The organism is Achromobacter sp. FW305-C-13 (assembly GCF_058783475.1).
On sequence record NZ_JBYSYN010000003.1, the window covers coordinates 757,585 to 780,097 of the forward strand.

Below are 22,513 nucleotides of genomic sequence, written 5' to 3' on the forward strand. Positions count from 1 at the left end.
TCCCAAGGAACCCCAAGCATGAAGTCCTTATTGGCCACCGCGCTCTCCGGCGCCGCCCTGACCCTGCTGGCGGGCACCGCCCCGACGGCGCAGGCCGCGGAACCCTTTGCCGCCTGCCTGTCGCAACTACGCGGCCCCGCGCTCAAGGCGGGTGTGTCGGGCGCCACCTTCGACACGCATACGGCCGGGCTCGCGCCCGACATGGCTGTGATCGACCTGCTGGATGCGCAACCGGAGTTCAAGACGCCGATCTGGGACTACATGGCGGGCCTGGTCGATGACGAGCGCGTGGCGGACGGGCAGGCCGGCATGGCGCGCTGGCAGTCCGAGCTGGACCGCGCGGCGTCGCGCTATGGCGTAGACCCGGCCACCATCGCCGCCGTGTGGGGCGTGGAAAGCAATTTCGGCCGCACGCTGGGCGGCCGGCCGTTGCTGACGTCGTTGTCCACGCTGTCCTGCTTCGGCCGCCGGCAGGCTTATTTCCGCGGCGAATTCTTCGCCACCCTGAAGATCATCCAGGACGAGCACATCGCCCCCGACCGCCTGGTCGGCTCGTGGGCGGGTGCATTCGGTCAGACCCAGTTCATGCCGTCCACCTACTTGCGGCTGGCCGTGGATTTCGATGGCGATGGACGTCGCGACCTGGTCGACAGCGTGCCCGACGCGCTGGCGTCCACCGCCAACTTCCTCAAGCGCGCCGGCTGGAATCCCGCGCTGGCGTGGGGCTACGAGGTCAAGCTTCCCGCCGGCATCGACACGGCGGGGGCGGGGCGCAAGAACAAGCGTCCGATGTCGTCCTGGGCGCGCCAAGGCGTGACACGGGTGGATGGGCAGGCTTTGCCGGCCGGCGACCTGCCTGCCGGCCTGCTGCTTCCGGCGGGGCGCAACGGCCCGGCCTTCCTGGTGACGCGCAACTTCGACGCGCTGTATTCCTACAACGCAGCGGAAAGCTATGCGCTGGCCATTGCCCATTTGTCCGACCGGTTGCGCGGCGGCGGTCCGCTCGTGCAGCCTTGGCCGACGGATGACCCCGGGCTGTCGCGGGCGGAACGGCGCGAGCTTCAACGGCTGTTGATTGCCAAAGGCTATGACGTGGGCGAACCCGATGGCATGATCGGCGCTCGCACGCGCCAGGCCTTGCAGGCGGCGCAGCGGGAACTGGGCCTGCCGGCTGACGGCCGTGCGGGGCAGAAGGCGCTGAAGGCCCTGAAGGCGTCGGCGGCGACCAAGACCTCGGGCTGACCAGCTGCGATTTACAAGTTTTGCAAAGATCCGGCCCCAGGTAACGGGGCTGACATGCGTTGCGCCAGCAGCGGCCCTATACTGGTTTTCCGACTTTTCTGGAGCATTGCGATGAGTCTGTTGGATACCTTGGCCTCGATGGCCGGCGGCGGTCAGCAAGGGGGCTCGGCATCGCTGCTGCCCGCGCTGATCGAGCAACTGAACAAATATCCGGGCGGCCTGAGCGGCCTGATCGCCAGCTTCCAGCAGGGCGGCTTGAGCGAGATCGTCGCGTCATGGGTGGGCACGGGGCAGAACCTGCCCGTCAGCGCCGACCAGCTCGGTTCCGTGCTGGACCCCGGCGTCGTCAATGACCTGGCGGCCAAGACCGGCCAGGACACCGATTCCGTGCTGGGTTCCCTGTCTTCGCTGCTGCCGCAGCTGGTGGACAAGGCCACGCCGGAAGGCGCGGTGCAACCGGGGCAGCAATTCAACCCGACCGATCTGCTGGCGTCGCTGTCCGGCCTGTTCGGCAACCGCGGCTGAAGGCGGCACGGGATTTTCGCCTGACACGCCGTCTGCTTGCATCCCCCTCCCGCCGGCGCCTCTTGCAGGCGCTGGCGCTTGGTGCGTTGGCGCCGCTGGCTGCCTGTGCGCCGCCGTTGTCGTTGAACGCCACGTTCCTGCAACTGTGGCGCAGCCACCTGGACCTGAGCCCCGACGATTGGCGCGTGCGCCTGTCCGCCTACCGGCGGCTGGGTTGCCGCGAGATCTTTCTGCAATGGGTCGGGCTGGAAGGTGGGCGGCCGGACGACTGGATGGTGCCCGATGCGGTGCTGCGCCTTATCTTCGACGAAGCCGAGCGTCAGGGCCTGGGCGTGCACGTGGGCCTGCCCTACGATCAGCGCTGGTGGGACGTGCTGGCCAGCCAGGACAAGGCCGCCTTCACCGGCTACCTGGACCAGACGCGCTCGCGCGGCGTGGCCTATATGGAGTCGGCGCCGTGGCCCAAGCGCCGCGCGTTCCGAGGCTGGTACCTGCCGTATGAACTCGAGCAATACAACTGGGCGTCGGCCGAGCGCCAGGGGCAGTTGATTCCCTGGCTGGACGCGCTCTCGCGCACGGCGCAGGCCACGAGCCGGGGCGTGCCCTGCATATCGACGTATCACAGCCGCCTGCCCGGCGACGGCTCGCTGATGAAGCTGTGGCAAGGCATCCTGGACCAGGTGCGGATCCATCCGATGATCCAGGATGGCGTGGGCGTGGCCGGCCTGGCGAACTACCAGGCGCTGGAACCGCTGCACGACATGCTGCTGGCGCGCCGGGCCTCGTTCGATCTGATCTTGGAACTGTTCGAGGAACTGCCGTCAGGCAGTACCGATGGATCCACCTTCAAAGCGCGCTCGGCGGAGTTCAGCCGCGTGAAGCAACAATGGGACGTGGCCCGCGGCTATGGCGCCAAGCGCGTCGTGGCGTTTGCGATCGACCCCTGGGTCATCGACGACACGCCCGAGGCGCGTGCGCTGATGCGCGCCTGGCTGGACGCGCGCGTCTGAACGCGCGTCAGTTGAAGCTGCGCCCGATGATCTCCAGCATCACTTCGCTGGTGCCGCCGAAGATGCGCAGCGCGCGCGCGTCGACCCAGGCGCGGCCGATGCCGTATTCCGCCATGTAGCCGTAGCCGCCATACATCTGCAGCAGGTCGTCCAGCACGCGGCCCTGGATTTCAGTGGCGTTCAACTTGGCGATGGCGGCCGTCGTGGGGTCCAGTTCGCCTTCCATCTGGCGCGCCAGGCAGTCGTCCAGGAACACGCGCAGCATGGTGGTTTGCGCGCGGGCGTTGGCCAGCTTGAAGCGCGTGTTCTGATAGTCGATCACGCGGCGGCTGAATACCTTGCGGTCGCGGGTGTACTGCGCGGCTTCGTCCAGCATGCCTTCGACCGAGGCGGCGGCGCGCAAGGCGATCGCCAGCCGTTCGCGCGCCAGTTCGCGCGTCATGTATTCGAAGGCGGCGTTCTCCTGCCCCAGCAGGCAATCCGCCGGGACGCGCACCTCGTCGAAATACAGCTCGCAGGTGTCCTGGCTGTGCTGGCCGATCTTGTTTAGCGCCGCGCCCTTGGTGTAGCCGGGCAGGTTTTCTTCAACGCAGAACAGCGACAGGCCGCGCGCGCCCTGGTCCGGATCGGTGCTGGCCAGCACGATGGCCAGGCCTGCGTTCACGCCATTGGTGATGAAGGTCTTCTGGCCGCTGAGCACATAGGCGTCGCCGTCGCGGCGCGCCCGCGTGCGGATGGCTTTCAGGTCGCTGCCGGCGCCGGGCTCCGTCAACGCGATGGCGCCGATCACTTCGCCACGCGTCATCGGGGGCAGCCAGCGTTCCTTTTGCGCGTCGGTGCCGAAGTTCAGCAAATAGGGCGACACCATGTCCGAATGGATTGAAAAGCCGATACCCAGGAAGTTGGCATGGGCAAGTTCTTCGATGACGACGGTGGCGTGGCCGAAGTCGCCCCCCAGGCCGTAGGGCTCGGGCAGGGCGCAGTTGAGCAGGCCTTCTTCGCCCGCGCGTCGCCACAGCGAGCGCGGCGTGACGCCGGCCTTTTCCCATTCGGCATAGTGGGGCGCGATCTCGTTGGCGACAAAGCGCCGGACCTGATCGCGGAACAGTTCATGGTCATCCCGGAAAACGCGGCGCATGACGTCTCCTTAGCGGCTGTAGGGGTCCGTGGCGCTGACCTGGCCGCGCAACACCGGCGCGGCCGCGGTCCCCGTCAGGAACAGGCTGTAGTGGTCGCCCGGTTGCAGGGCCGGCAGCGGCAGCGCGGGCGACGCGGCAGCGCCGCAGCCCGCGGCCAACGTGGCGCTGACCGGGTTGATGGCACGCGCGGCGGACGCGCCCGGCTTCACGTCCTGGAACAGTGCAGGCCCGGACGGACTCACGCCCAGTTGGCCGGCAGCGCAGTCGGCCGCCAGGTTGTAGAAGCGCAGTTCCGCCTTCAGCGCATCCTGCGTGCCGTTGCTGTCGTCGATGACGGCGAATGTCAGCTTGCCGTCGCTGCGCCGGGGGATCAGCGTGCTGAAGGTGTCGGGGGGCACTTGCAGGCTGGCTGCGGGCTTGCCGTCCACCAGCACGTTGAAGGGCTGGTTGCCGCGGACGATGGCGTAGGTCGTGGCGGGCTTGGCCGCGCCGGGTTCCTGGGCCGGTCCGTTGGCGATCTGCACGCGCAACGGGGCGGCGTCCGGATTCACGATGCGCACGAATGAGGATCCGGCGGGCGGACGCGCGGCGTACAACTGCGCGAAGGCGCCTTCGGCCGCCGCGTTGCCGGCCAACGTGGCCAGCGCGAGGGCAAGCGCCGCATTGCGGAAAGGGTGGGACATGGTTCAGGACTCCGGTTTTTTGCTGAGGCGGGCGTCCAGGTACAGGCGCTGGAGCTGCTTGCGGTCTGCCTTGTCCGTGCTGGTCGTGGGAAAACGGTGGCAGGCGACCAGCTCGGACGGGATCATGTAGGGCGGCAGGCGGCGCGCCAGCACGGCCTTCCAATCTTGTAGTTCGGGCGGCAGCGGTTGCAGGCCTTCGGGGCCCGCCACCGCGGGCTCGACAAAGCCAATCAGGCGGACGATCGCGCCGTCCGGGCGGCGCAAGGCGACGGTGGCGCCCGCGCGCGCGCCGGGCAGGGTGGCCAGCGCGGCATCGATCTCGGCAAGTTCGATGCGGTAGCCGTGCAGTTTGATCTGGTCGTCGACCCGGCCGCGGAAGGTGACCAGGCCTTGCGCGTCGATCTCGCCCAGGTCGCCGCTGCGGTAGCCGCGCTTGCCGTTGCGCGTGAACATGCGCGAGGCGTTCAGGTCAGGGCGGTTCAGATAGCCGCGCATGACATGGTCGCCCGAGATGCTGATTTCGCCGTTTTCGATGAAGACGTCCGCGTAGGGCTTGGCGCGGCCGATGGGAAACGGGTTGGGCGCCGTGGCGCGCAAGGCCGGATCGATCTCGACCCAGGTCGTGGAGCAGGTGGCTTCCGTCGGGCCGTACGAATTGATGATGCGGACCTGGGGAAAGCGCTGCCAGAGTTCTTCGGCCATCGGCGGCGTCAGCGATTCCGCGCCGAACACGAAGACGCGCAGGTCGGGCAGATGGGCGTGGTTGAAGTCCGGATTGAACAGTTGTTGACGCACGAACGACGGCGTCGAGGCCCAGACATTGATACGGGTGTCGGCCAGATACCGGATGAAGGCGTCGCGCTCGGCGATGGTCTCGCGTGGGCAGAGCACACAGGTGCCACCCAGTTCCAGCGCGCCCACCCAGTTGAACAGCGAAAAGTCGAAGCTGAACAGCATCTGGTCCATGAAGGCAGGCGCCGCCCCCAGGTTCAGGCAGTCCCGGATCCAGCCGGCAAAGAGCGTGACGCTTTCGCGTCCGATCTGCACGCCCTTGGGATCACCCGTGCTGCCCGAAGTGAACATGATGTAGGCCAGCCCCGCCTCGGCCAGCGGCGCGGGGGCGACGCAGCCGGGCAGGAAGACCTTGGCCTGGGCGTCGTAGCGCAGGCCGGCACGCACCAGTTCGCCGATGCGCGCGATGCGTTCCGGCGGGTTGATGACGTCTACCGGCACGAAGGGCACGCCCAGCCGCAGGCAGCCCAGGATAGCCACGAGGAAGGTGGTTTCCTTGTGGCCCGAAATCGTGAGCGGCACGCCCGCAGTGGCGCCGGCCTGGCGAGCGTTCGCTTCCCAGGCTTGCGTGGCGGCCTTCAGCTCGCCCCAGGTCGTGGCGCCTTGCGCGTCGACCACTGCGACGGCGTCGGCGCCTGACTCCGTGTCGGCAAAGTCGTAAGCGTTGAAATCGAAACGCATGGTCCAGTCCTCCGGGCTGCTCGCCTGTGGGTCAAGCGCGGGCGTTCTCCGCGATGAATGCGGCAAGCGTGTGCACCGACTCCAGATGCACGTCGATTTCGGTCGGCGGAATCTTGCAGCCGAACTCGCGCTCCACGGCCAGCGCCAGGTCGACGGCGGCCAACGAATCCACCAGGCCGGAGTCGATCAGCAGCGTGTCGGGATCGACCTTGGTCAGGATGATGCCTTCGATGATGTCCGAGACTTTGGTCTCGATCGTCTTGATGTCCATTTGATGCTCCTGGACCGCGTCGCGGTCAGAATTGGAAATAGAGGAACCGGGTTTCCTTGTGCAGGTTTACCAGGCAAAGGAACAGCAGCGCCAGCATCGCGACCAGCCAGGCCGCGTTGGGACGCCATCGCATGAAGGCGCTAGGCGCTTCCTGCGTCTTGAAGAGCGCGGGCGAATAGCGGCCCAGGATCTGGTGCGCGTTGGGCGTGAACCAGGCGATGCCCAGCAACACGACCGCGTAGACCAGTTGCAGGTGATGCCCGACCACGACGCGCCAGGCGTCGCCCCAGGCCAGGCCGGCCACATGCGCGGACAGGTCCAGCGCTTCCATGCCGCGCAAGCCGACCATGCCCTGCATCAGCAGCATGGCGTCACCCACGCCATGGGCGCGGAAGAACGCCTGCGCCACCAGCACTGCCACGAAGGTCAGCAGGATGCACAGGGCACGCTTGACTCCGCCCACCTTGCGCGCGGCAGCCGGCTTGCGTCCGACGACGAAAATCCGCCAGGCATGGTTCACCGACAGGTACATGGCGTGCAGCAGCCCGAAGACGATGAATTGCAGGCCCGCGCCGTGCCACACGCCCGCCAGCGTCATCGTGAAGAGCGTGGGGAACACGATGCTGCTGACGAATCCGCCCGGCGTGCTGATGCCCGCGGAGCCCACCGGCAGGTTGCGGTCTGTGCGCCACTTCGATACCGCCATCGCCACGGGGTAGTACAGGTAGGCGGTGATGTAGCGGGTCAGCGTCATGTGCCAGCGCGCCCAGAAATCGATGATGCTGCTGGCCTTGTAGGGCGAGTTGAAGTTCAGCGGGAAGCGGATGCCGAACATCTTGGCCAGGCCCAACGCCATGTCCGAGTAGCCTGAAAAGTCGAAGTACAGCTGCAGCGCGTAGCAGATGCTGGCGCCCCATGAGCCCCAGAACATCAGCTCGCCCGGCGCGGCGAAGCCGGCGTCGGCATAGGGCGCGATGCCGTCGGCCAGCAGCACCTTCTTGGCTAGCCCGATCACGAACAGCATCGCGCCAACCGACAGGTTTTCGGCCTTGAAGCGGTAGTTCTCGGGTTGCGCGAACTGCGGCATCATCTCTTTGTGATGCAGGATGGGGCCAGCGATCAGGTGCGGAAAGAACGTGACGAACAGCACATAGCTGAGCAGGCTGCGTTCCTTCACCACGCCGGCCTTGCAATCCAGCAGGTAGCCGATCTGCGTGAACGTGAAGAACGAAATCCCCAGCGGCAGGATGATGTCGTCGATCGTCGTGCTGGTCATGCCCAGGTCGGTCAGGAAGTTCAGCAGCGTCGCGAAGTACTTGTAATGGAACAGCAGTACCAGGTCGGCGCCCACGCCCAGGCCGACGATCAGCCCTTGCAGCCGGGGGCGTCCGGCGTAGTGCAGGATCAGTTGGCTGATTATGTAGTTGAACGCGATGGATCCCGCCAGAAGCGCCACGAATTGCGGGTTCCACCAGCCGTAGAAGACCAGCGAGGTCAGGCACAGCCACAACGCCGCCAGGCGCACGTTCAGCGGCCCCAGCGCGTAATAGACGGCGAGAGTGACCGGCAGGAAGATCAGCAGGAAAAGGTAGGAGTTAAATAGCATCTTGGTTCGCTACGGCAGGCCGGCCAGCACGGCCTTTTCTTCCGGGGTCAACGGCAGGGACAAGGCGTTTTCCGAGAATTCCCAGATCAGCACCTTCAGGCTCTTGGGCCATTGGTCGCGTTGACTCATCGCGATCTGCAAGGCGCCCGAGAACTGCCCGCCGTCCAGGCTCAGGTTCCAGACTTCGCGGCCCAGCCCCATGCCCAGTCGTTCCGCGAACTGGCTGCGGCGCCCGTTCGAGGTGCCCGCCAGCAGGACTTCCACCGGTGGCGCCTCGTCCAGCAGCCCGCCGGAGCGCACGGGTTCGATCTTCTGTTCCGACACGACTTCCAGCTCGGGTCGCCAGCCTGGCCGCGCGTGCTCCAGCCCCGACAGCACGATCAGGTCGCCCATCCGCGGCGCGGGCGCCGCCGGCGCATCCGTCTTGAAGGCTTGCGTGCCCCGGTCTTGCAGCAGCGGCAAGGCTGCCTCGGCCACGCGCTGGGCGGCGGCTTGCGCGCCCTGCGCGTTCATGTGCACGTCCGTGCGGAAAAAGCGGGGAGCAGGCGCGGCCTGCAGGGCGTCGCGCAGGTCCACGAAAGGCACCCCTTGCGCTCGCAGGGCGTCCTGCCAGGCATCCAGCGTCTGGCGCATGGGAAGCGATACCGGCAGGCCGCAAAGCCGGTCGGCCTCGACGCGGGATTTGTCGGGCACGGCCACGACCAGCACCTGTACCTGCTTCTGGCGCAGTTCCTCCACCCAGTGCCGCATCAGGCGCAGGCGATCGTTGAACACATGGATGCCCGGCGGCGGACGCAAGCCGTCGCGGTAGAACAGCCACTGCGGGCAACCCATTGCCACCTGGTCCCCCAGGTCGCCCAGCATGCGGTAGCGCACCGAAGCGTTCCAGGTGTCCACATCCGCCTGCCGGGGCATATGCAGGGCCTTGTTCAGCACGGTGCCCGCCGATCCGTCGACCCAGGCGGACGGCGATACCTGCGCCGGGCTGATCTTGGCCTCGACCAGGCACCAGGCGCCCCAGCCCAGCCCGATCGCCAGCAGCAGGGCGACCACGCAGGCGCTTGCCCGATGGCTGGGCGCGGCGGGTGGATCGGAAGGCGCCATGGCGTTACTGGCCAACGGCGGCCTTCATGCGGCTGCGCCAGGTGTCGGCGCCCATGATGGACGCGTTGTCCCACAAGCCCTTGGCGTCCGGCCCCTGCGCGTAGGTCGGCTCGAACATCTGCCAGACCAGCACCTGCGGCTTGTTCTGCTTGAAAGCGGGCGACTCCAGGTACTCCAGCAGCATGACCCAGTGCCCGACATTGCCGGGCTTCCAGTTCACGGAAACCGGGCGGTCCAGCACGTTGGACAGCTTTTGCGGAAAGCCGAAATACGGCTGCACCATGCTGTGGCCAGTGACATGCACGGGAGCGGGCGCATCGTCCAGCAGGCTCTGGTTCTCGGCCTGGCGGCGCACGGTAAATGTCTCGCGGCCGGCCTGCTTGCGCTGGTCCGGCGTCAGGAACAGTTCGGCCAGATCGCCATAGCGGCGTTCATTGACCACGCTGCCCAGCGGCATGCCGGTGCCGGGCTTGCCCGCCAGTGTCTTCACGTCTTGCTTGATGCGTTGCGCCAGGGCTTCCGCCGTGGCATCGGCGGCGGCCTGCGTCCAGTGCTGATCGGTGCGGTAGAAGACGTCCTGGCCGCCGTCCTTCACGCGCTTGAGCACGGCCTCGTCGTCGAAGGTCGCCACGCCGGCCTGCTTGAGCTTGTCCTGGATGGTTTGATAGCGCTTTTTCACATCGGCGCTGAGAGATTTTCCGTCGGGCAGCTTGTCCTGATAGAACAGGGTCTTGTCCGGCAGCACCAGCACTTCCAGTTGAATGCCCTTGGCCGCCAGCGCATCGCGAGTTTCGCGCACCAACTGGGTCGAGGCATCGATGCCGCGCGTGTCGACCTGCGTGAGGCTGCCCCAGCCGGGGAACAGCCAGTTGTCCTTGCCCTGGATCACGATGGACGAGCCCTCTTGCGCATGCGCGGCAACGGCCATCAGCGCGGCGGACAGGCCAAGCGCCAGGCGGGCGGAGTAGGGAGGTGCGGTTTTCATGAAACAGGGCTCCTTGTTCGGTACGGTTCGGCGGGTCGTCAGTAAGACAGGGTCAGGTTGATGAACAGGCCCCGGGCCCGGTCAGCCGCCCCGCCGCCAATGTTGAAACGGTATTGCGTTGTGAGGTCCAGGTAGGACCGCGGCGCGTTGTAGTGGTCTTCGCGGAACCAGTAGCGGATGTTGAAGCCCGGGCCGGCGCCCATGGACCACGACGAGCCGTTGCCCAGCAGGTTGTAGGAATCGGTGCCGGCGATGTCGAGGCCTGAGGCGCGGTTCCGGTTCGACAGCCAATCGGCGCCGACCACGGCATACGGGAAAAACACGAGGCGGTCGCTGATGGCGTCCATGCGGTAGCTGCGGCCCACGCGCAGTTCGCCGGCGCCGAAGGCCTGGTCGCGCTTGAGCCGGCCCGATGATTTCTCGCCGTCCACGCCGGTCGCATTGTCGCGCAACCAGAACTTCGCGGGCATGTCCTGCCAGGAGTACCCCGCCTGCACATAGCCTTCCATCGTGAACCAATCCGGTCGGTCGATGCGAAGCGTCGTGCCCTCGTACAGCCCGTAGGTCACGTACGCCAGCCAGCCGCCGCTGCCCGCATTCGTTTCGTAGTGGGCAGTCTGATTGTCTTGATTGAGCGCGCAGCGCAGCCGCGACGGATCCGGGCTGAAGGTGCCGCGCCGGGTCGCAGTGCCCAGGTTGAACTGGCGTTCCAGGCCGAACGTCAGTCCAATCTCGGTGGAAGGCGTGAAGCGCATCCCCAATGAGCCTACCGTGGTCGGAATGCCGGCCAAACCCTGGTTGCTGGTCTCGTTGACGTCAATGCTGCCGCCGCACGGGTCGGATACCGTCTGGCTGGATGTCTTGCCGCCCTTGTCGTACAGGGTGTTGGACAAGCGGCCGTACAGCTCGAAGACCTGGGTCGAGGAATTGAGAAAATCGGACGGCCGCCAGAAGATCTCGGTGGTGCTGAACACGGCGTCGCCAGGCACGGTGACCGCCGCGCCGCCGAGTCCCGCCGAAGCGGGCCGCGCGCCCCGATAGCCGGCGGAAAAATAACCGCCCCATTCGCGGTCCAGCCCCGCGATGCCATTGCGGGTATCGAAGCGCTGCTGCGGCGTCAATTCCAGCCGGCCGGCGTCGGCCTCGTCTATGGCTTCCTTCAGCTTGCTGACCGCGCCGCGCTTATCGCCAACGCTCGACAGCGCATAGCCTTCGTCCAGGATGATGGTGGGGGGAGCCTTGCCTGTCGCGCGCGCCGCCTGGAAATCCTGCAGGGCCAGCTTGGGCTCTTTCATGCGCTGGTGCAGATAGCCGCGCTGCATCAGCAGCGTGGGGTCGTCCGGCTGGGCGGCCAGCGCTTCGCCCATGCGTTGGTTCGCTTCCGCCAACTGCTGGCGGTTGCCCGCGGCCAGCGTGGTCGTCAGCAGGCGTTGGAGTTCTTTGTTGGCGGCGTCCTGTTCGACCGCCTTGCGGGCCTGGGCGATGGCTTCCTGATAGTCCTCGCGGGCATAGGCGGCGTACGCCAGCGATGCCGGGCCGCCGCTGCCGGCGGCGTCCGAGGGCAGCAGTTCGCACGACGTGCCATAAGGCGTGTCGCGGCAATCCTGCACCGGGGCGGGGTAATTGGCCAAGGTCAGCGTGGCGGGCACGGCCGGCCGCGCACGCGCGCGCTTGATGCGGGCATCGGCCGCGTCGTCCTTGGCGCCCAGCGGTTGCACCAGGGCCAGTGCGCGCGCGTTTTCACCGGCCGCTAGCGAGGCATCGGCGGCAATCAGGCGGATGTTGCGCCGCTGGTCGTCGTCCAGCCAGTCCTGCTTGAGAGCCGCGTCGAAGTCCGCGTTCGCCAGATCGGTTTTTCCCTGGCGCTGGCGCAGATAGGCGCGCATGACCAGCGCCACGGTGTTCTCGTCATCCTGCTTCATCGAGTCGGTCGCGGCGTCTTCAGCAGCTTGCAGCTGGTTGTCCAGCATCAGCGCGCTGATGAGCAGCAGCCGATGGCTGGCGGTGTCGGGCGCCAGCGCGACGGCCTGGCGCGCCAGCGGCACCGCATCGCCGGGGCGGTTGGCGATCAGGGCCTGGTAGCCCGCTTCGGCGGGTTTGATCGCCATGCGCCGCTTCATGGTCTGTTGCCGCGCGGTCAGGTCGTTTCTGTTGGGCGCACCGAGCGCAATCGCCTTGGCGGCCGCGGCATCGGCCTCTTCATACTTGCCCTGCGCTTCCAGCGCGTCCAGCCACAGCATCGCCCAGGCGCCTTGCTTCGGATCGATGCGGAACGCCTGTTCGGCGCCGCGCGCAGCCGCCGGGTAGTCGGCGCGGTTGTAGTCGGCATAGGCGCGCGTGGCGATGGGAAAACCGCGGCGGTAGGCGGACGTCGTGGCCGGCCCGCCGGTGGCGCCGCCGGCGGGCCGCGCCGCGGCTTGTGGCCGCAAGTTGGCGCGTGCCTGCCGCAAGGCGGGCGTATCCAGGCCGTTCTTGATGGCGTCGGCGGCGGCCTGGTCGGCCTCCTTTAGCTTGCCTTGCTTTTGCAGCGCATAGATCAGCAACAGGCGCAGCCGCTCCACGTCCGGGCGCAGGGCAATCGCGGATTCCGCTTGCTGCTGGGCCAGCGCGTACTTGCCGGCGTCGTAGTTCTTGTAGCCTTCATCGGCAAACTGCCAGGCGGCGCCTTCCAGCGGCGCTTCCGCCTTGGCGGGGGTTTGGGCGGCGGCGGGCGCTGTCGCCCACACGCATGCCAGCGCGGCGGACAGGATGAGCGAACGGGTCAGCGGAGTCATGTCGTCGCGGGTTTGTCTTCTGCGTGCGGGGGCGGCGGCGCCTCCTGTCCCGCTTGTTGAAAATCGATGGCCTCGTTGAGCGTGCCTTCATCCAGCCAGCCTTGCTCCATCAGGATCTTGCCCAATGGCTTCTTCTCGCGGGCCTGGATCTCCAGCGCGCGCGACAGCGTTGCCTGGTCGATGGCTTGCCAGGACAGCAGCAACTCACCCAGCCGCTTGCGTTGCTGCGACAGCTGGTCGGTGCTGGGGAAGTCATGCATGGTCTTGTCCCATGCCAGGCGCTTGCCGGTGATCAGGTGCATGATGAACAGGCGCCAGGCGCGTGCCGCCGCCATCGCATTGATGAAGTTGCCCACGATCATCCGCGGGATCGACAGCAGGGCGTGTTCCCAGCCGTACATATGGCCCACGAAATACGCCCGCTGCACCACCCGCAGCAGTAGCGCCACCGCATTGATCCACATCAGCGTCACCAGCCACCCGCCGGGCCGGAAGTACGACGGGTAATACACCGTCCACCAGCCGAACTTGTCCGCCAGGAAAAACAGGAAGAAGTTGGCCAGCAGCACGTACGCCAGGATGGCGATGAACGACGTGACCAGCCCTTTGCGGTCGCGGAACAACAGATACTTGGTGGCCAACGATCCTGTCCAGCCCACCTGTTGCCAGCCCTGCAGGCCGATCCCCAATGTCCACCGAGCCTTCTGGCGGTAGGCGGTGCGAAAGGTGTTGGGGAAATATTCGCGCACGCCCAGCGGCATCCTGATCGTCGATATCTTTTCAGGCCCCAGCCCGAACCACGACCGGCGCCGCGTGACGTATTCCACCCGGAATTTGCCGAAGATCTGTTTCATGCCGCGCTGGGCCAGCCGCGCGCCGATGTCATAGTCTTCGGTCAGCGTGTCGGTGTTGAAGGGCTGGTTATTGGTTTCCGCGGCCAGCTCCACCAGCGCATGGCGCGAGAAGCAGGTGCCCACGCCGGCGGACGGCACCATCTTGGACAGGCTTTCGCGCACCACCAGATCCTTGGTGTGCCATTCCGCGAATTCGTCCATATAGGTGCCTGCCACCAGTTCGTACCAATGGCGCTCGAGCGACGTCACCGGCAGTTGGATGAAGTCAATACGCGGCAGCAGATAGTTGTAGTACTTGAGTTCCAGCGGGTGCAGCACGTCTTCGCTGTCATGCAGGATGACGCCCGCAAACGGCACCGGCTGCTTCTCGTCTTGCGCGAAGATGGCCTGCACGATCCAGTTCAGGCAGTCCGCCTTGCAGGTGGGCCCGTCATGGGGCACCTCCACGCGGACCAGTTGCCGATAGCGCCGGCGCATCCGTTCCACTTCGTCGATGGTCCGCTGGTCGTTCTGGTACGTGCCGGCGAAGATCATGTAGTTCTTGTATTCCAGCGTCGACACCATCGTTTCCAGCATCGACGAGATGACGTCGTACTCCAGCCACGCAGGCACCATGATCGCCAGCGGCTGTTCCTCCTTGGCGCGCAACTGCTCGGCCGACAGCGGGGTGTAGCGGCGCTTGACCGTCAGTGACCGCTTCAGTTCGCGCAGCCAGAACCACGCGTCGATGAACAGGTCATCCAGGCTCGAGAGCAGGATGATCACGCCCACGATGGCGGTCACGACTTCCAGCCCGCGGTAGTAGTCCGCGATGAAGTAGGGCCAGTAGAGCGAAGACATGGCGCTTCCGGATTACGCGTGGTCCTTGTTTTTCCTGCGGTTCACGCGCAGGGCCACGATCAGGATCAGGATCAGGACGAGCATGCTGATGCTGATGACGGGCACGCTCCACGAGATATAGCGGCGCCATTCGAAGAAGGCGCTTTCGCCTGCGCCCGGCGGGTGGCTGGCGTCGGGGTTGGCACTGTCGATCCAGGCCACCGGCCCCGTCGCGCCGATGAGGGCGACGTTGCCGCGGTTCAGCACGAAGGGGGCGTCAAGCATGCCGGGATGCTGGCCCAGCGTGTGCCACAACAGGCCGTCCTGGCCGCCGCCGCTGACGACTTCCGCGGTGCTCAAGTGGTCCAGGCCCGAGATGTCCAGCCAGGTCGCGTTCTTCCCGTCCACCTTCAGTTGCTTGCGGTCAGTTACCTGGACCATGGGCTTGGCCCCCTCCACCGTCACCTCCATCGCTACGAATGGCCGGCCGGGCTTGACCGCCTGGCCTGCGGGCGCCACCGTCAGTTCCGCTCGCGTCGCGGAGACGCCGCTGGCAGACGCGATGCCGATCACGCGCTTGATGTTGTCGGGCGCATCGGCCAGATAGCTGTCCGGAATGATCAGTTGCGGGTTGCCGGCCAACAGCGGCAGCAGGCCCACGAACGTGCCATCTGGCTGTGCCTTGCCCGGCTTGACGTAGCTGGTGGGCAGGACGTTCACGGGGTAGCCCTGGGGAATCTCGTTGCAATCCACCGATACCGGCTGGCGCTGGAACGTGACCCGCACCGCGTTGGTCACGCCAAGCGCGTAACCGGGCACCCGCGCGGTCAGGCGTTCAGGCTTGCCGTCGGCATCCAGCTGCTTGGCGGCCAGCAGGATGCCGTTCCAGAAGACCGAGGCCACGGGGCGGGTCGACGACGCGCCGGGCGCCGCGGCCAGGTCCATGACCAATTCGTCGGGCATCAGGCCGTCCGAGGACACGGCCGCCAAGGGGAATGTCGTGTTCCAGTCCCCGCGCGCGACCACGTCGAAGCTGTCCGGTGTGCCGCCCAGCGTCGTCAGGCGCAAGCCGCCGTCCTTGAAGGTCTGCGGCGGCGTGGCCGCCTTCACATTGACCTGGCGGGTGACCAGGATGCGGCGCCAGGCCGAGTCAAACGCGCCTGCGCCCTGGGCGCCGGCGTCGGCAGCCACCGCGATGACCGCTTGGCGGCCCAGCGACAACAGCCGGATATCCTTGGCGGGCAGGTCCGCGCCGGCCAGCGGCATGCGTTGCTGGCGCCAGGCCTTGAACGCATCGGCCGCGTCGGTGTCAGAGGCCAACTGCGCCTGCAAGGCATCCAGCGCCTCGTTATAGCGCGCCCTCAGCGCCGCATCCACGATCACCACGTCGCCGCTGACTGCCGGAGCGCCTAGCACCAACAGCGCGCCGATTTCGGCGGGGCTGGCCAGCTTGTGCTTCGCGTTGTCCGCCAGGGCGGCGAACGCCGGAATCTGTCCCAGGCCGGCAGGGGCTTGCAGGCCCCGCGTATCGATCTCGTCGCCCACCGAAGGAAACGCCTTGACCGACACGCGCTTGCCCGTGCGCTCCATCGCCACGCCAATGCGCCAGGCGCTGTCGAAGGCCTGCTGGTCCAGCTTGGTGCCCGGCACCATCAATACCGGTTTGCCGGGCAAGGTGCCCCAGGCGTCGTCAAGATTGCCGATGGCCGACGCGTCGTAGCGATAGCTCAAGCGGGTCTGAGGCGAGATCGTCAGCGCATTGGCCGTGGCCCGGTTGCTTTCGCAATGACGCAGCGCGATCTCCGATTGCCAGTCCACGCCCAGCCGCAGGAAGCCCGTTTCGCGGCGGCGCGGCTCTACCTGCAGGTTTCGGTCCACGGTCCCGTCGCCGTCGGCGATCCGCTGCGCGGCCTGCGGCACGCCGTCCACCCACAGCACCATGCTTGTGCGCCCCGGCTCGCCCTTGGTGTATTTCGCGTCGAAGTTCAGCGTCGCGTCCGAGATGGGTACGCCGCGCGGCACGGGCAGGTAGAAGTCCTGGCGCGCGTCGCTATTGCTCAGCACGACCGGCTCCGTGATGCCCAGGTCCTGCAGCGTGGTGTTGCGCGTCACCCAGTCATCGCTTTGCAGGCGGCGCAAGGCGTCGCCGGCAGGGCTGGCCATCGCGGCCAGCGGCAGCAGCAGGCCGGCGGCCATCAGGGCACGGCAAAGCGTACGGGTCACGGGGGTGGTCAGGGCAGGGTGGGGCATGGAGGCTCCGGGCAGGGAAGGCGTCGCGGGGGAGTCAGGTAGAAGGGGCGGCCTCGGTTCCGTAGGGATCGAATTCCGATACGGCGCGGCCGCACAAGGCGTCCACGATGCGCTGGCTGGCGAGGCCGTCGCCATAAGGATTGATGCGTCGCGAGAAAGACGCGTGGAGTTCCGGGTTGTCGAGCAGGCGGGCGACTTCGGCCACGATGCGCTGCGGGTCGGTGCCGACCAGCGCCACGGTTCCCGCCCGCACGGCTTCAGGACGCTCGGTCACGTCCCGCATCACCAGTACCGGCTTGCCCAGGTAAGGGGCCTCTTCCTGAACCCCACCGGAATCGGTCAGGATCAGGTGCGACCGTTGCATGAACCAGACGAAGTCCAGGTAATCCAGGGGATCGATCAAGTGCACGTGCGACAGGCCGCCCAGTGCCGTCATCACCACATTGCGTACCTGCGGGTTCAGGTGCACGGGATAGACGATCTGCAAGTCTTCGCGATGGGCCAGTTCTGCCAGCGCCGCGCAGATGTTCTTGAAGCCCTCGCCGAAGCTCTCACGCCGGTGGCCGGTCACCAGCAGCAGTCGGCGCGACGGATCCAGCCAGTCGTAGCGGGCTTCCAGTTGACGGGCCAGGGGGCCCTGCGGGTCCAGTTTGGCGCAGGTCATCGCCAGCGCATCGATCACGGTATTGCCAGTGACGGTAATGTGGCCCGCCAGGTTCTCGCGCAGCAAGTTACCGCGCGATTCCGACGTGGGCGCGAATAGCCAGTCGCCCACCGCGTCGACGACGCGGCGGTTCATTTCTTCGGGGAAGGGCATGGCCAGGTTGCCGGTGCGCAAACCGGCCTCGACGTGGCCGATGCGGACGCGGCGGTGGAACGAGGCCAGCGCGCACGCCGATGCGGTGCTGGTATCGCCATGCACCAGGACGCAGTCGGGTTGTTCGGCTTCCAAGACGCCGTCCACCCGGCTGATCAGCCGGGCATAAAGCCCGTTCAAGGTCTGGTTGGGGACCATGATGTCCAGGTCGTGCTGGGCGCGTAGCTCGAACAGCGCCAAGACCTGGTCCAGCATTTCCCGATGCTGGCCGGTAACGCACACGACGCTCTGGATCTGCGGCTCTCGTTCAAGCGCCGTCACGAGGGGAGCCATCTTGATGGCTTCGGGGCGTGTGCCGAATATGGAAAGGACTTTCATCGCAAGAGTCACCTCACAGACGCCGGTGGCATTTCCTTGCGTTTATTATGTCTTGAAAGCATTAGTAATATGTGACGGATTATTTCGAATATAAAGCCTGTTGGGGACATATTCCGTCACTGTCTTGGCAGTCGTTCGAAAGCGCGTCGGGGCGTGTCAGAGGAAAAATGGGGCCGCATTTGAAACGATCATGACTTGATCCAAACCCCGTAGCAGGCGCATTGTTACGTTCGGTGTCGTGAATGTGTCGTCGAGTGGCAACAGTACCGGTGCTGTCATGCCATGGCGCGCTGTGTGGCGGCAAAAAAATGGCCAACTCCGGGGAGTTGGCCATTTTGCTAAGCACTGCGCAATAAAGCGGAATTTGGTGGAGCCGGGGGGAATTGAACCCCCGTCCGCAAGCCCTCTGCAATCAGTTCTACATGCGTAGTCGATTTATTTAGTTTTAACTTTGGACTTAGCCAACCGACAGGCCGGACCAAAGCGATTCACGTAATTTAAATCTGAGCCGTGTGACCCCAGCGCAGACCGATTCCTTGTGAATGTCGCTGCTGTGGTTCGAGGGTTACCCCCCTAGGAAGTTGCCTTCCTCCACCTGACCCAAGGACAGATCAGTGCAGCGGCTCACCGCTTAAGCGGCGAGAGCGAAACGCTCGTCGTTGGCGTTTGTAGTGTTTCCAGTGGTTTAACGAGCGAACTGGTGCTCGGCATGCCCTGAGTTGTTTCGCGACCCACGTCGAATCCGGATCGGCCCCAAGAACTTCTATTGTACTGGTAAACGCAATAGCCTGCTGCGTTGTCCGCGCCCGCCGGTGCAGGCGTGGCGCGGGGGACACAAGTGCGGGTCAGGCGGCGTTGGCGCAGGCAGTTTTCGCCTGGCGCGGACGGGAGGCCGCCATCAGCGCGAAGGCCAGGGCGACGGATATCGCCACGATGACCGACGCCGCCCAACCCAGCGACGCCAGGCCGTAGTGGTCGATCACGTTGCCGCCCACCACCGCGCCCAGCCCGATGCCGATGTTGGCGCCCGAGATGTTCAGCGATGCGGCGAAGGCCGGCGCTTCGGGCGCGGCTTTCATCAGGCGCACGTGGCACACGATGAAGAGCGCGGCCTGCGCAATGCCCCAGATCCCCAACGCCACGGCGAGCAGGCCATGGGATTGCATCACGGGCGCCACGAACGCCAGGCCCGCCGCCATCATCGACGAGAACAGCGCGGTTGCGCCCAGCGGGCTGCGGTCCACCATGCGGCCGCCCAAGGTGTTGCCGATCAGGCCCACGCCACCGAAGGCCATCATGGTCCAGCCGACGATCTGCCCGTTGAAGCCGGCCAGCCGCTCCAGCATGTCCGCCAGGTAGGTGTAGGCCGTGAACATACCGGTGAACACCAGCAGCGACAGCACCACGTGGCCCAGCACGATCGGGTTGCGCAGGATGCGCAGCTGCGTCACCAGCTTGACGCTGTCGGCGCGAATCCGGGTGCTGGGGAACGCCAGCAGCAAGAGCAACGCCTTGGCGAAGGCAACGCCCGACAACACCCAGAATGCCGCGCGCCAGCCGAACGCATCCGAGATCAACACGCCGATCGGGATGCCGAAGACGGTGGCCGCCACGATGCCGAAGGCCACCATCGAGATGGCGCGGCCGGCGCGCGCCGGGCCGACCAGCTCCACGGCGGTGGCGCTGGCCAGTGACCAGAACACGGGCAAGGCCAGGGCGGGCACGAAACGGGCCACGGCCATGATCCAGATGTTCGGGGCCATCGCCGCCACGGCGTTGGATACACCGAACAGCACCAGCACGCCGATAAACAGGCGCTTGCGCTCGACGTTGGCCATCAACGCGGTCAGCAGCGGGCCGGTCGCGGCCACCGTGAAAGCGAACAGCGTGACCAGCAGGCCGGCTTGCGACACGGTGACGTTCAGGTCGCGGGCCAGCCCGGGAAGCAGGCCGACGATCAGGAATTCTGTCGTCAGGATCGTGAAACCGGCGGCGGAAAGTAGCAGGATAGGCAAAAGCATAGGCATTCCTCTGGCGCGATGCCGTCAGGCGGCGCGCGGGGCAGGGCGTTGTAGGCGTACTAAAAAGGTCTGGGGGGGCGCGGCGGCACGGGGCCGGGCGCTGCACGGCGGCAGAATGCCGTCGGCGTGAGGTTGCGGATGGGAACTGCCGCAACACCGGCCTGGGCCGGAATGGCAATCGGGAGGCACCCGAATGCCTTGCATGAGTGACACTTTAAGGGACTTTGGAATCCGGATAAAGGTCCTGGTACCGGATAGATTGTTCGGGTGCGTCAACTAATTCGGAACGAACAATCGGCAGGCAACACGGCGGACCCAGCGTGGTCCGCCGCGCATCGCGTGTCAGCGCAGGTCGCTGGGCAGCAGAGGCTGGATGGCGGACCAGAGCTCAGCAGGGGTATTTGCGCAGGTTTCCGCTTCCCACGTGCTGATGTTGTCTTCTTCGCCGACATAGCCGTAAGCGGCCGCCACGGCGGGCATGCCCGCCGCATGCGCCGCCTGGATGTCGCGCAGGTCGTCACCTACGTAGACGCAGCGGTCCACGGCGAAGCCGGCTTCGCGAGCGGCGTGCTGCAGGGGCAACGGGTGCGGCTTGGCGTGGGCCGTCGTGTCGCCGCAGACCAACACCGCGCTGTCGCGCGTCAGGTCCAGGAATTCGACGATCGGCAGGGTCAGGTAGGTGACTTTGTTGGTGACGATGCCCCAGGACAGGCCGCGGCGGCGGATATCGGCCAGCAGGGTATCGATGCCGGGGAAGAGCTTGCTGTGCACGGTCGAGTTGGCGGCGTAGTCTTCCAGGAACTGCAGGCGGGTGGGCTCGTAGTCCGGGTCGCCGGGCTTCAAATCCAGCGCCACGCGCAGCAGGCCGCGGGCGCCTTGCGACGCCACGGGGCGCAATGCCTCGTAGGGCATGGGCTCCAGGCCGCGGCGGGTGCGCTGCTGGTTGGCGGCGGCGGCCAGGTCGGGGGCGGTGTCGGCCAGGGTGCCGTCGAAATCGAACAGAATCAGGGCGCTCATTTACGGGTAGCCATCAGGTAGTTGACCGAGGTGTCGGACGACAGCGAGTAGATCTGGGTGATCGGGTTGTATTCCATGCCACGCATGCTGATCGGCTCCAGGTTGGCGGCGCGCGCCGCTGCGGACAATTCGCTGGGCTTGATGAACTGGTCGTAGCTGTGGGTGCCGCGCGGCAACAGGCGCAGGACGTACTCGGCGCCGACGATCGCGAAAACAAACGCCTTGGCGTTGCGGTTCAGGGTCGAAAAGAACACCCAGCCGCCGGGTTTGACGAGCGTCGAGCAGGCGCGAACGATGGACGCCGGGTCCGGCACGTGTTCCAGCATTTCCATGCAGGTGACCACGTCATACTGACCGGGCTGTTCGGCGGCCAGTTCTTCCACGGGCACCTTGCGGTATTCCACTTTCACGCCCGATTCCAGGCCGTGCAGGCGGGCGACCTTCAGCGACTTGTCGGCCAGGTCGATGCCTGTGACGTCCGCGCCGCCGCGGGCCATGGATTCCGACAGGATGCCGCCGCCGCAACCCACATCCAGCACTTTCTTGCCGGCGAGGCTGCCCGCGCACTCCTGAATCCATTCCAGCCGCAGCGGGTTGATGGCGTGCAGGGGCTTGAACTCGCTTTCGGGGTCCCACCAGCGGCTGGCCAGGGCGCTGAACTTGTCCAGTTCGGCCTGATCGGCGTTGACGGCGGGGCGTTCGGAGTCGTGAATTTGCGTGGTCATGGGCGGTCCAGCGAAAAGCGACGCTATCTATATAGAGGAGTCCGTCGCGGGAAGGCGGGGAGGAAACACGCCTTCGCACCACATTGGTGCAAGACGGACGAAAAAAAGGGCCTCGCTATGCGAGGCCCTTTATTGTAGCTAGTCCGGCAATTACTTGCGGCTACCCACGATTTCGATTTCAACGCGACGGTTTTGGGCACGGCCCTCTTTCGTCTTGTTGGAAGCGATCGGGTTCGACTCGCCCTTACCTTCCGTGTAGATACGGTTGGGGTCGATACCCTTGCTGACCAGGTAGGTCTTGACCGAAGCGGCGCGGCGCTCGGACAGCTTCTGGTTGTAGGCGTCAGTACCGATGGAGTCGGTGTGGCCAACAGCAATGATGGTTTCCAGCTCGATACCGCGAGCTTGCTGGGCGACTTGATCCAGCAGCTGACGACCTTCGGGCTTCAGGGTCGACTTGTCGAAGTCGAAGAACGTGTCAGCATTGAACACGACCTTTGCCGCCATCGGGGCCGGCTTCGCCTTCTGTTGTGCAACCGGGACACCGTCGCAACCGGGGATACCGGTGGCAGGGGTCCAGAAAGCATCGCGCCAGCACAGTTCGTTCGTACCGTTTTTCCAAACGTTACCGAACGGGTTGCGCCAGTTGTCCACGGTTTGCGCGGAAGCTACACCAGAGGCCGTGACGGCGGCGAAGGCGAGCGCCAGAGCGAATTTGGAGGGTTTGTTCATGTTTCTCCTCGTTGAGCTTGAAGCTGGATAAGTGACTCGCAGCGAACCCCCGCCGCATATCAGGAAAACGGGGCCAGTATAGCAACGC

General features: G+C 66.0%; 18 protein-coding genes and 1 other RNA gene. 3 read left to right on the forward strand and 16 right to left on the reverse strand.

Features of this window, described 5'->3' with window-relative positions; all coding sequences use genetic code 11:
* The first annotated feature begins 18 nt into the window (after positions 1-18).
* The 3 genes from AC3WMU_RS22375 (at position 19) to AC3WMU_RS22385 (ending at position 2,777) form a co-directional block, all read left to right on the forward strand.
* Positions 19-1,242 (forward strand): lytic murein transglycosylase, encoded by a 1,224-nt coding sequence (locus tag AC3WMU_RS22375; protein ID WP_492282995.1) that lies wholly within the window; start codon positions 19-21, stop codon positions 1,240-1,242.
* A gap of 111 nt (positions 1,243-1,353) precedes the next feature.
* Positions 1,354-1,767 (forward strand): YidB family protein, encoded by a 414-nt coding sequence (locus AC3WMU_RS22380; protein ID WP_006225169.1) that lies wholly within the window; start codon positions 1,354-1,356, stop codon positions 1,765-1,767.
* A gap of 62 nt (positions 1,768-1,829) precedes the next feature.
* Positions 1,830-2,777, forward strand: a complete 948-nt coding sequence (locus AC3WMU_RS22385) for a DUF4434 domain-containing protein (protein WP_006225168.1) — start codon at positions 1,830-1,832, stop codon at positions 2,775-2,777.
* A gap of 7 nt (positions 2,778-2,784) precedes the next feature.
* On the opposite strand, the gene AC3WMU_RS22390 is transcribed toward AC3WMU_RS22385, so the two are convergent.
* The 16 genes from AC3WMU_RS22390 to ompA form a co-directional block, all read right to left on the reverse strand.
* Positions 2,785-3,915 carry an acyl-CoA dehydrogenase family protein gene (locus tag AC3WMU_RS22390; RefSeq protein WP_006225167.1) on the reverse strand — a complete coding sequence of 377 codons (1,131 nt, stop codon included), beginning with the start codon at positions 3,913-3,915 and terminating at the stop codon, positions 2,785-2,787.
* 9 nt (positions 3,916-3,924) lie between these two features.
* Positions 3,925-4,599, reverse strand: a complete 675-nt coding sequence (locus AC3WMU_RS22395; protein WP_427937769.1) for an alginate O-acetyltransferase AlgF — start codon at positions 4,597-4,599, stop codon at positions 3,925-3,927.
* 3 nt (positions 4,600-4,602) lie between these two features.
* Positions 4,603-6,072 (reverse strand): AMP-binding protein, encoded by a 1,470-nt coding sequence (locus tag AC3WMU_RS22400; RefSeq protein WP_454676353.1) that lies wholly within the window; start codon positions 6,070-6,072, stop codon positions 4,603-4,605.
* Positions 6,073-6,103: 31 nt separating this feature from the next.
* Entirely contained in the window at positions 6,104-6,343 is a 240-nt protein-coding gene (locus AC3WMU_RS22405; protein ID WP_006225164.1) for an acyl carrier protein, read from the reverse strand.
* A 25-nt stretch (positions 6,344-6,368) separates the two neighbouring features.
* A complete protein-coding gene (locus AC3WMU_RS22410) occupies positions 6,369-7,949 on the reverse strand; it encodes an MBOAT family O-acyltransferase (RefSeq protein WP_454676354.1) in 1,581 nt (526 codons plus the stop codon).
* A gap of 9 nt (positions 7,950-7,958) precedes the next feature.
* The gene (locus tag AC3WMU_RS22415; protein WP_454676355.1) at positions 7,959-9,053 is read right to left on the reverse strand and encodes an alginate O-acetyltransferase AlgX-related protein; all 1,095 of its coding nucleotides are present in this window, start codon (positions 9,051-9,053) and stop codon (positions 7,959-7,961) included.
* A 4-nt stretch (positions 9,054-9,057) separates the two neighbouring features.
* Positions 9,058-10,038 (reverse strand): alginate O-acetyltransferase AlgX-related protein, encoded by a 981-nt coding sequence (locus AC3WMU_RS22420; RefSeq protein ID WP_492282996.1) that lies wholly within the window; start codon positions 10,036-10,038, stop codon positions 9,058-9,060.
* Between the two features lie 38 nt (positions 10,039-10,076).
* Positions 10,077-12,812 (reverse strand): NfrA family protein, encoded by a 2,736-nt coding sequence (locus AC3WMU_RS22425; protein ID WP_492282997.1) that lies wholly within the window; start codon positions 12,810-12,812, stop codon positions 10,077-10,079.
* Positions 12,809-14,506 carry a glycosyl transferase family protein gene (locus tag AC3WMU_RS22430; RefSeq protein WP_280025434.1) on the reverse strand — a complete coding sequence of 566 codons (1,698 nt, stop codon included), beginning with the start codon at positions 14,504-14,506 and terminating at the stop codon, positions 12,809-12,811. Before AC3WMU_RS22430 ends, AC3WMU_RS22425 begins: the two co-directional genes overlap by 4 nt.
* A gap of 12 nt (positions 14,507-14,518) precedes the next feature.
* Entirely contained in the window at positions 14,519-16,735 is a 2,217-nt protein-coding gene (locus tag AC3WMU_RS22435) for a cellulose biosynthesis cyclic di-GMP-binding regulatory protein BcsB (RefSeq protein ID WP_492282998.1), read from the reverse strand.
* A 34-nt stretch (positions 16,736-16,769) separates the two neighbouring features.
* Positions 16,770-17,930, reverse strand: a complete 1,161-nt coding sequence (gene wecB, locus AC3WMU_RS22440) for a non-hydrolyzing UDP-N-acetylglucosamine 2-epimerase (RefSeq protein ID WP_424626369.1) — start codon at positions 17,928-17,930, stop codon at positions 16,770-16,772.
* Between the two features lie 365 nt (positions 17,931-18,295).
* Positions 18,296-18,685: a transfer-messenger RNA gene (gene ssrA / locus AC3WMU_RS22445) on the reverse strand.
* A 90-nt stretch (positions 18,686-18,775) separates the two neighbouring features.
* A complete protein-coding gene (locus AC3WMU_RS22450; RefSeq protein ID WP_006225156.1) occupies positions 18,776-19,951 on the reverse strand; it encodes an MFS transporter in 1,176 nt (391 codons plus the stop codon).
* 342 nt (positions 19,952-20,293) lie between these two features.
* Positions 20,294-20,968 carry an HAD-IA family hydrolase gene (locus AC3WMU_RS22455; RefSeq protein WP_006225155.1) on the reverse strand — a complete coding sequence of 225 codons (675 nt, stop codon included), beginning with the start codon at positions 20,966-20,968 and terminating at the stop codon, positions 20,294-20,296.
* The gene (gene ubiG, locus AC3WMU_RS22460; RefSeq protein ID WP_006225154.1) at positions 20,965-21,693 is read right to left on the reverse strand and encodes a bifunctional 2-polyprenyl-6-hydroxyphenol methylase/3-demethylubiquinol 3-O-methyltransferase UbiG; all 729 of its coding nucleotides are present in this window, start codon (positions 21,691-21,693) and stop codon (positions 20,965-20,967) included. The genes AC3WMU_RS22455 and ubiG overlap by 4 nt, the downstream gene beginning before the upstream one ends.
* Positions 21,694-21,843: 150 nt before the next feature.
* Complete coding sequence (ompA, locus tag AC3WMU_RS22465; protein WP_006225153.1) at positions 21,844-22,425, reverse strand: outer membrane protein OmpA; 582 nt, start codon at positions 22,423-22,425, stop codon at positions 21,844-21,846.
* Between the last annotated feature and the right edge of the window lie 88 nt (positions 22,426-22,513).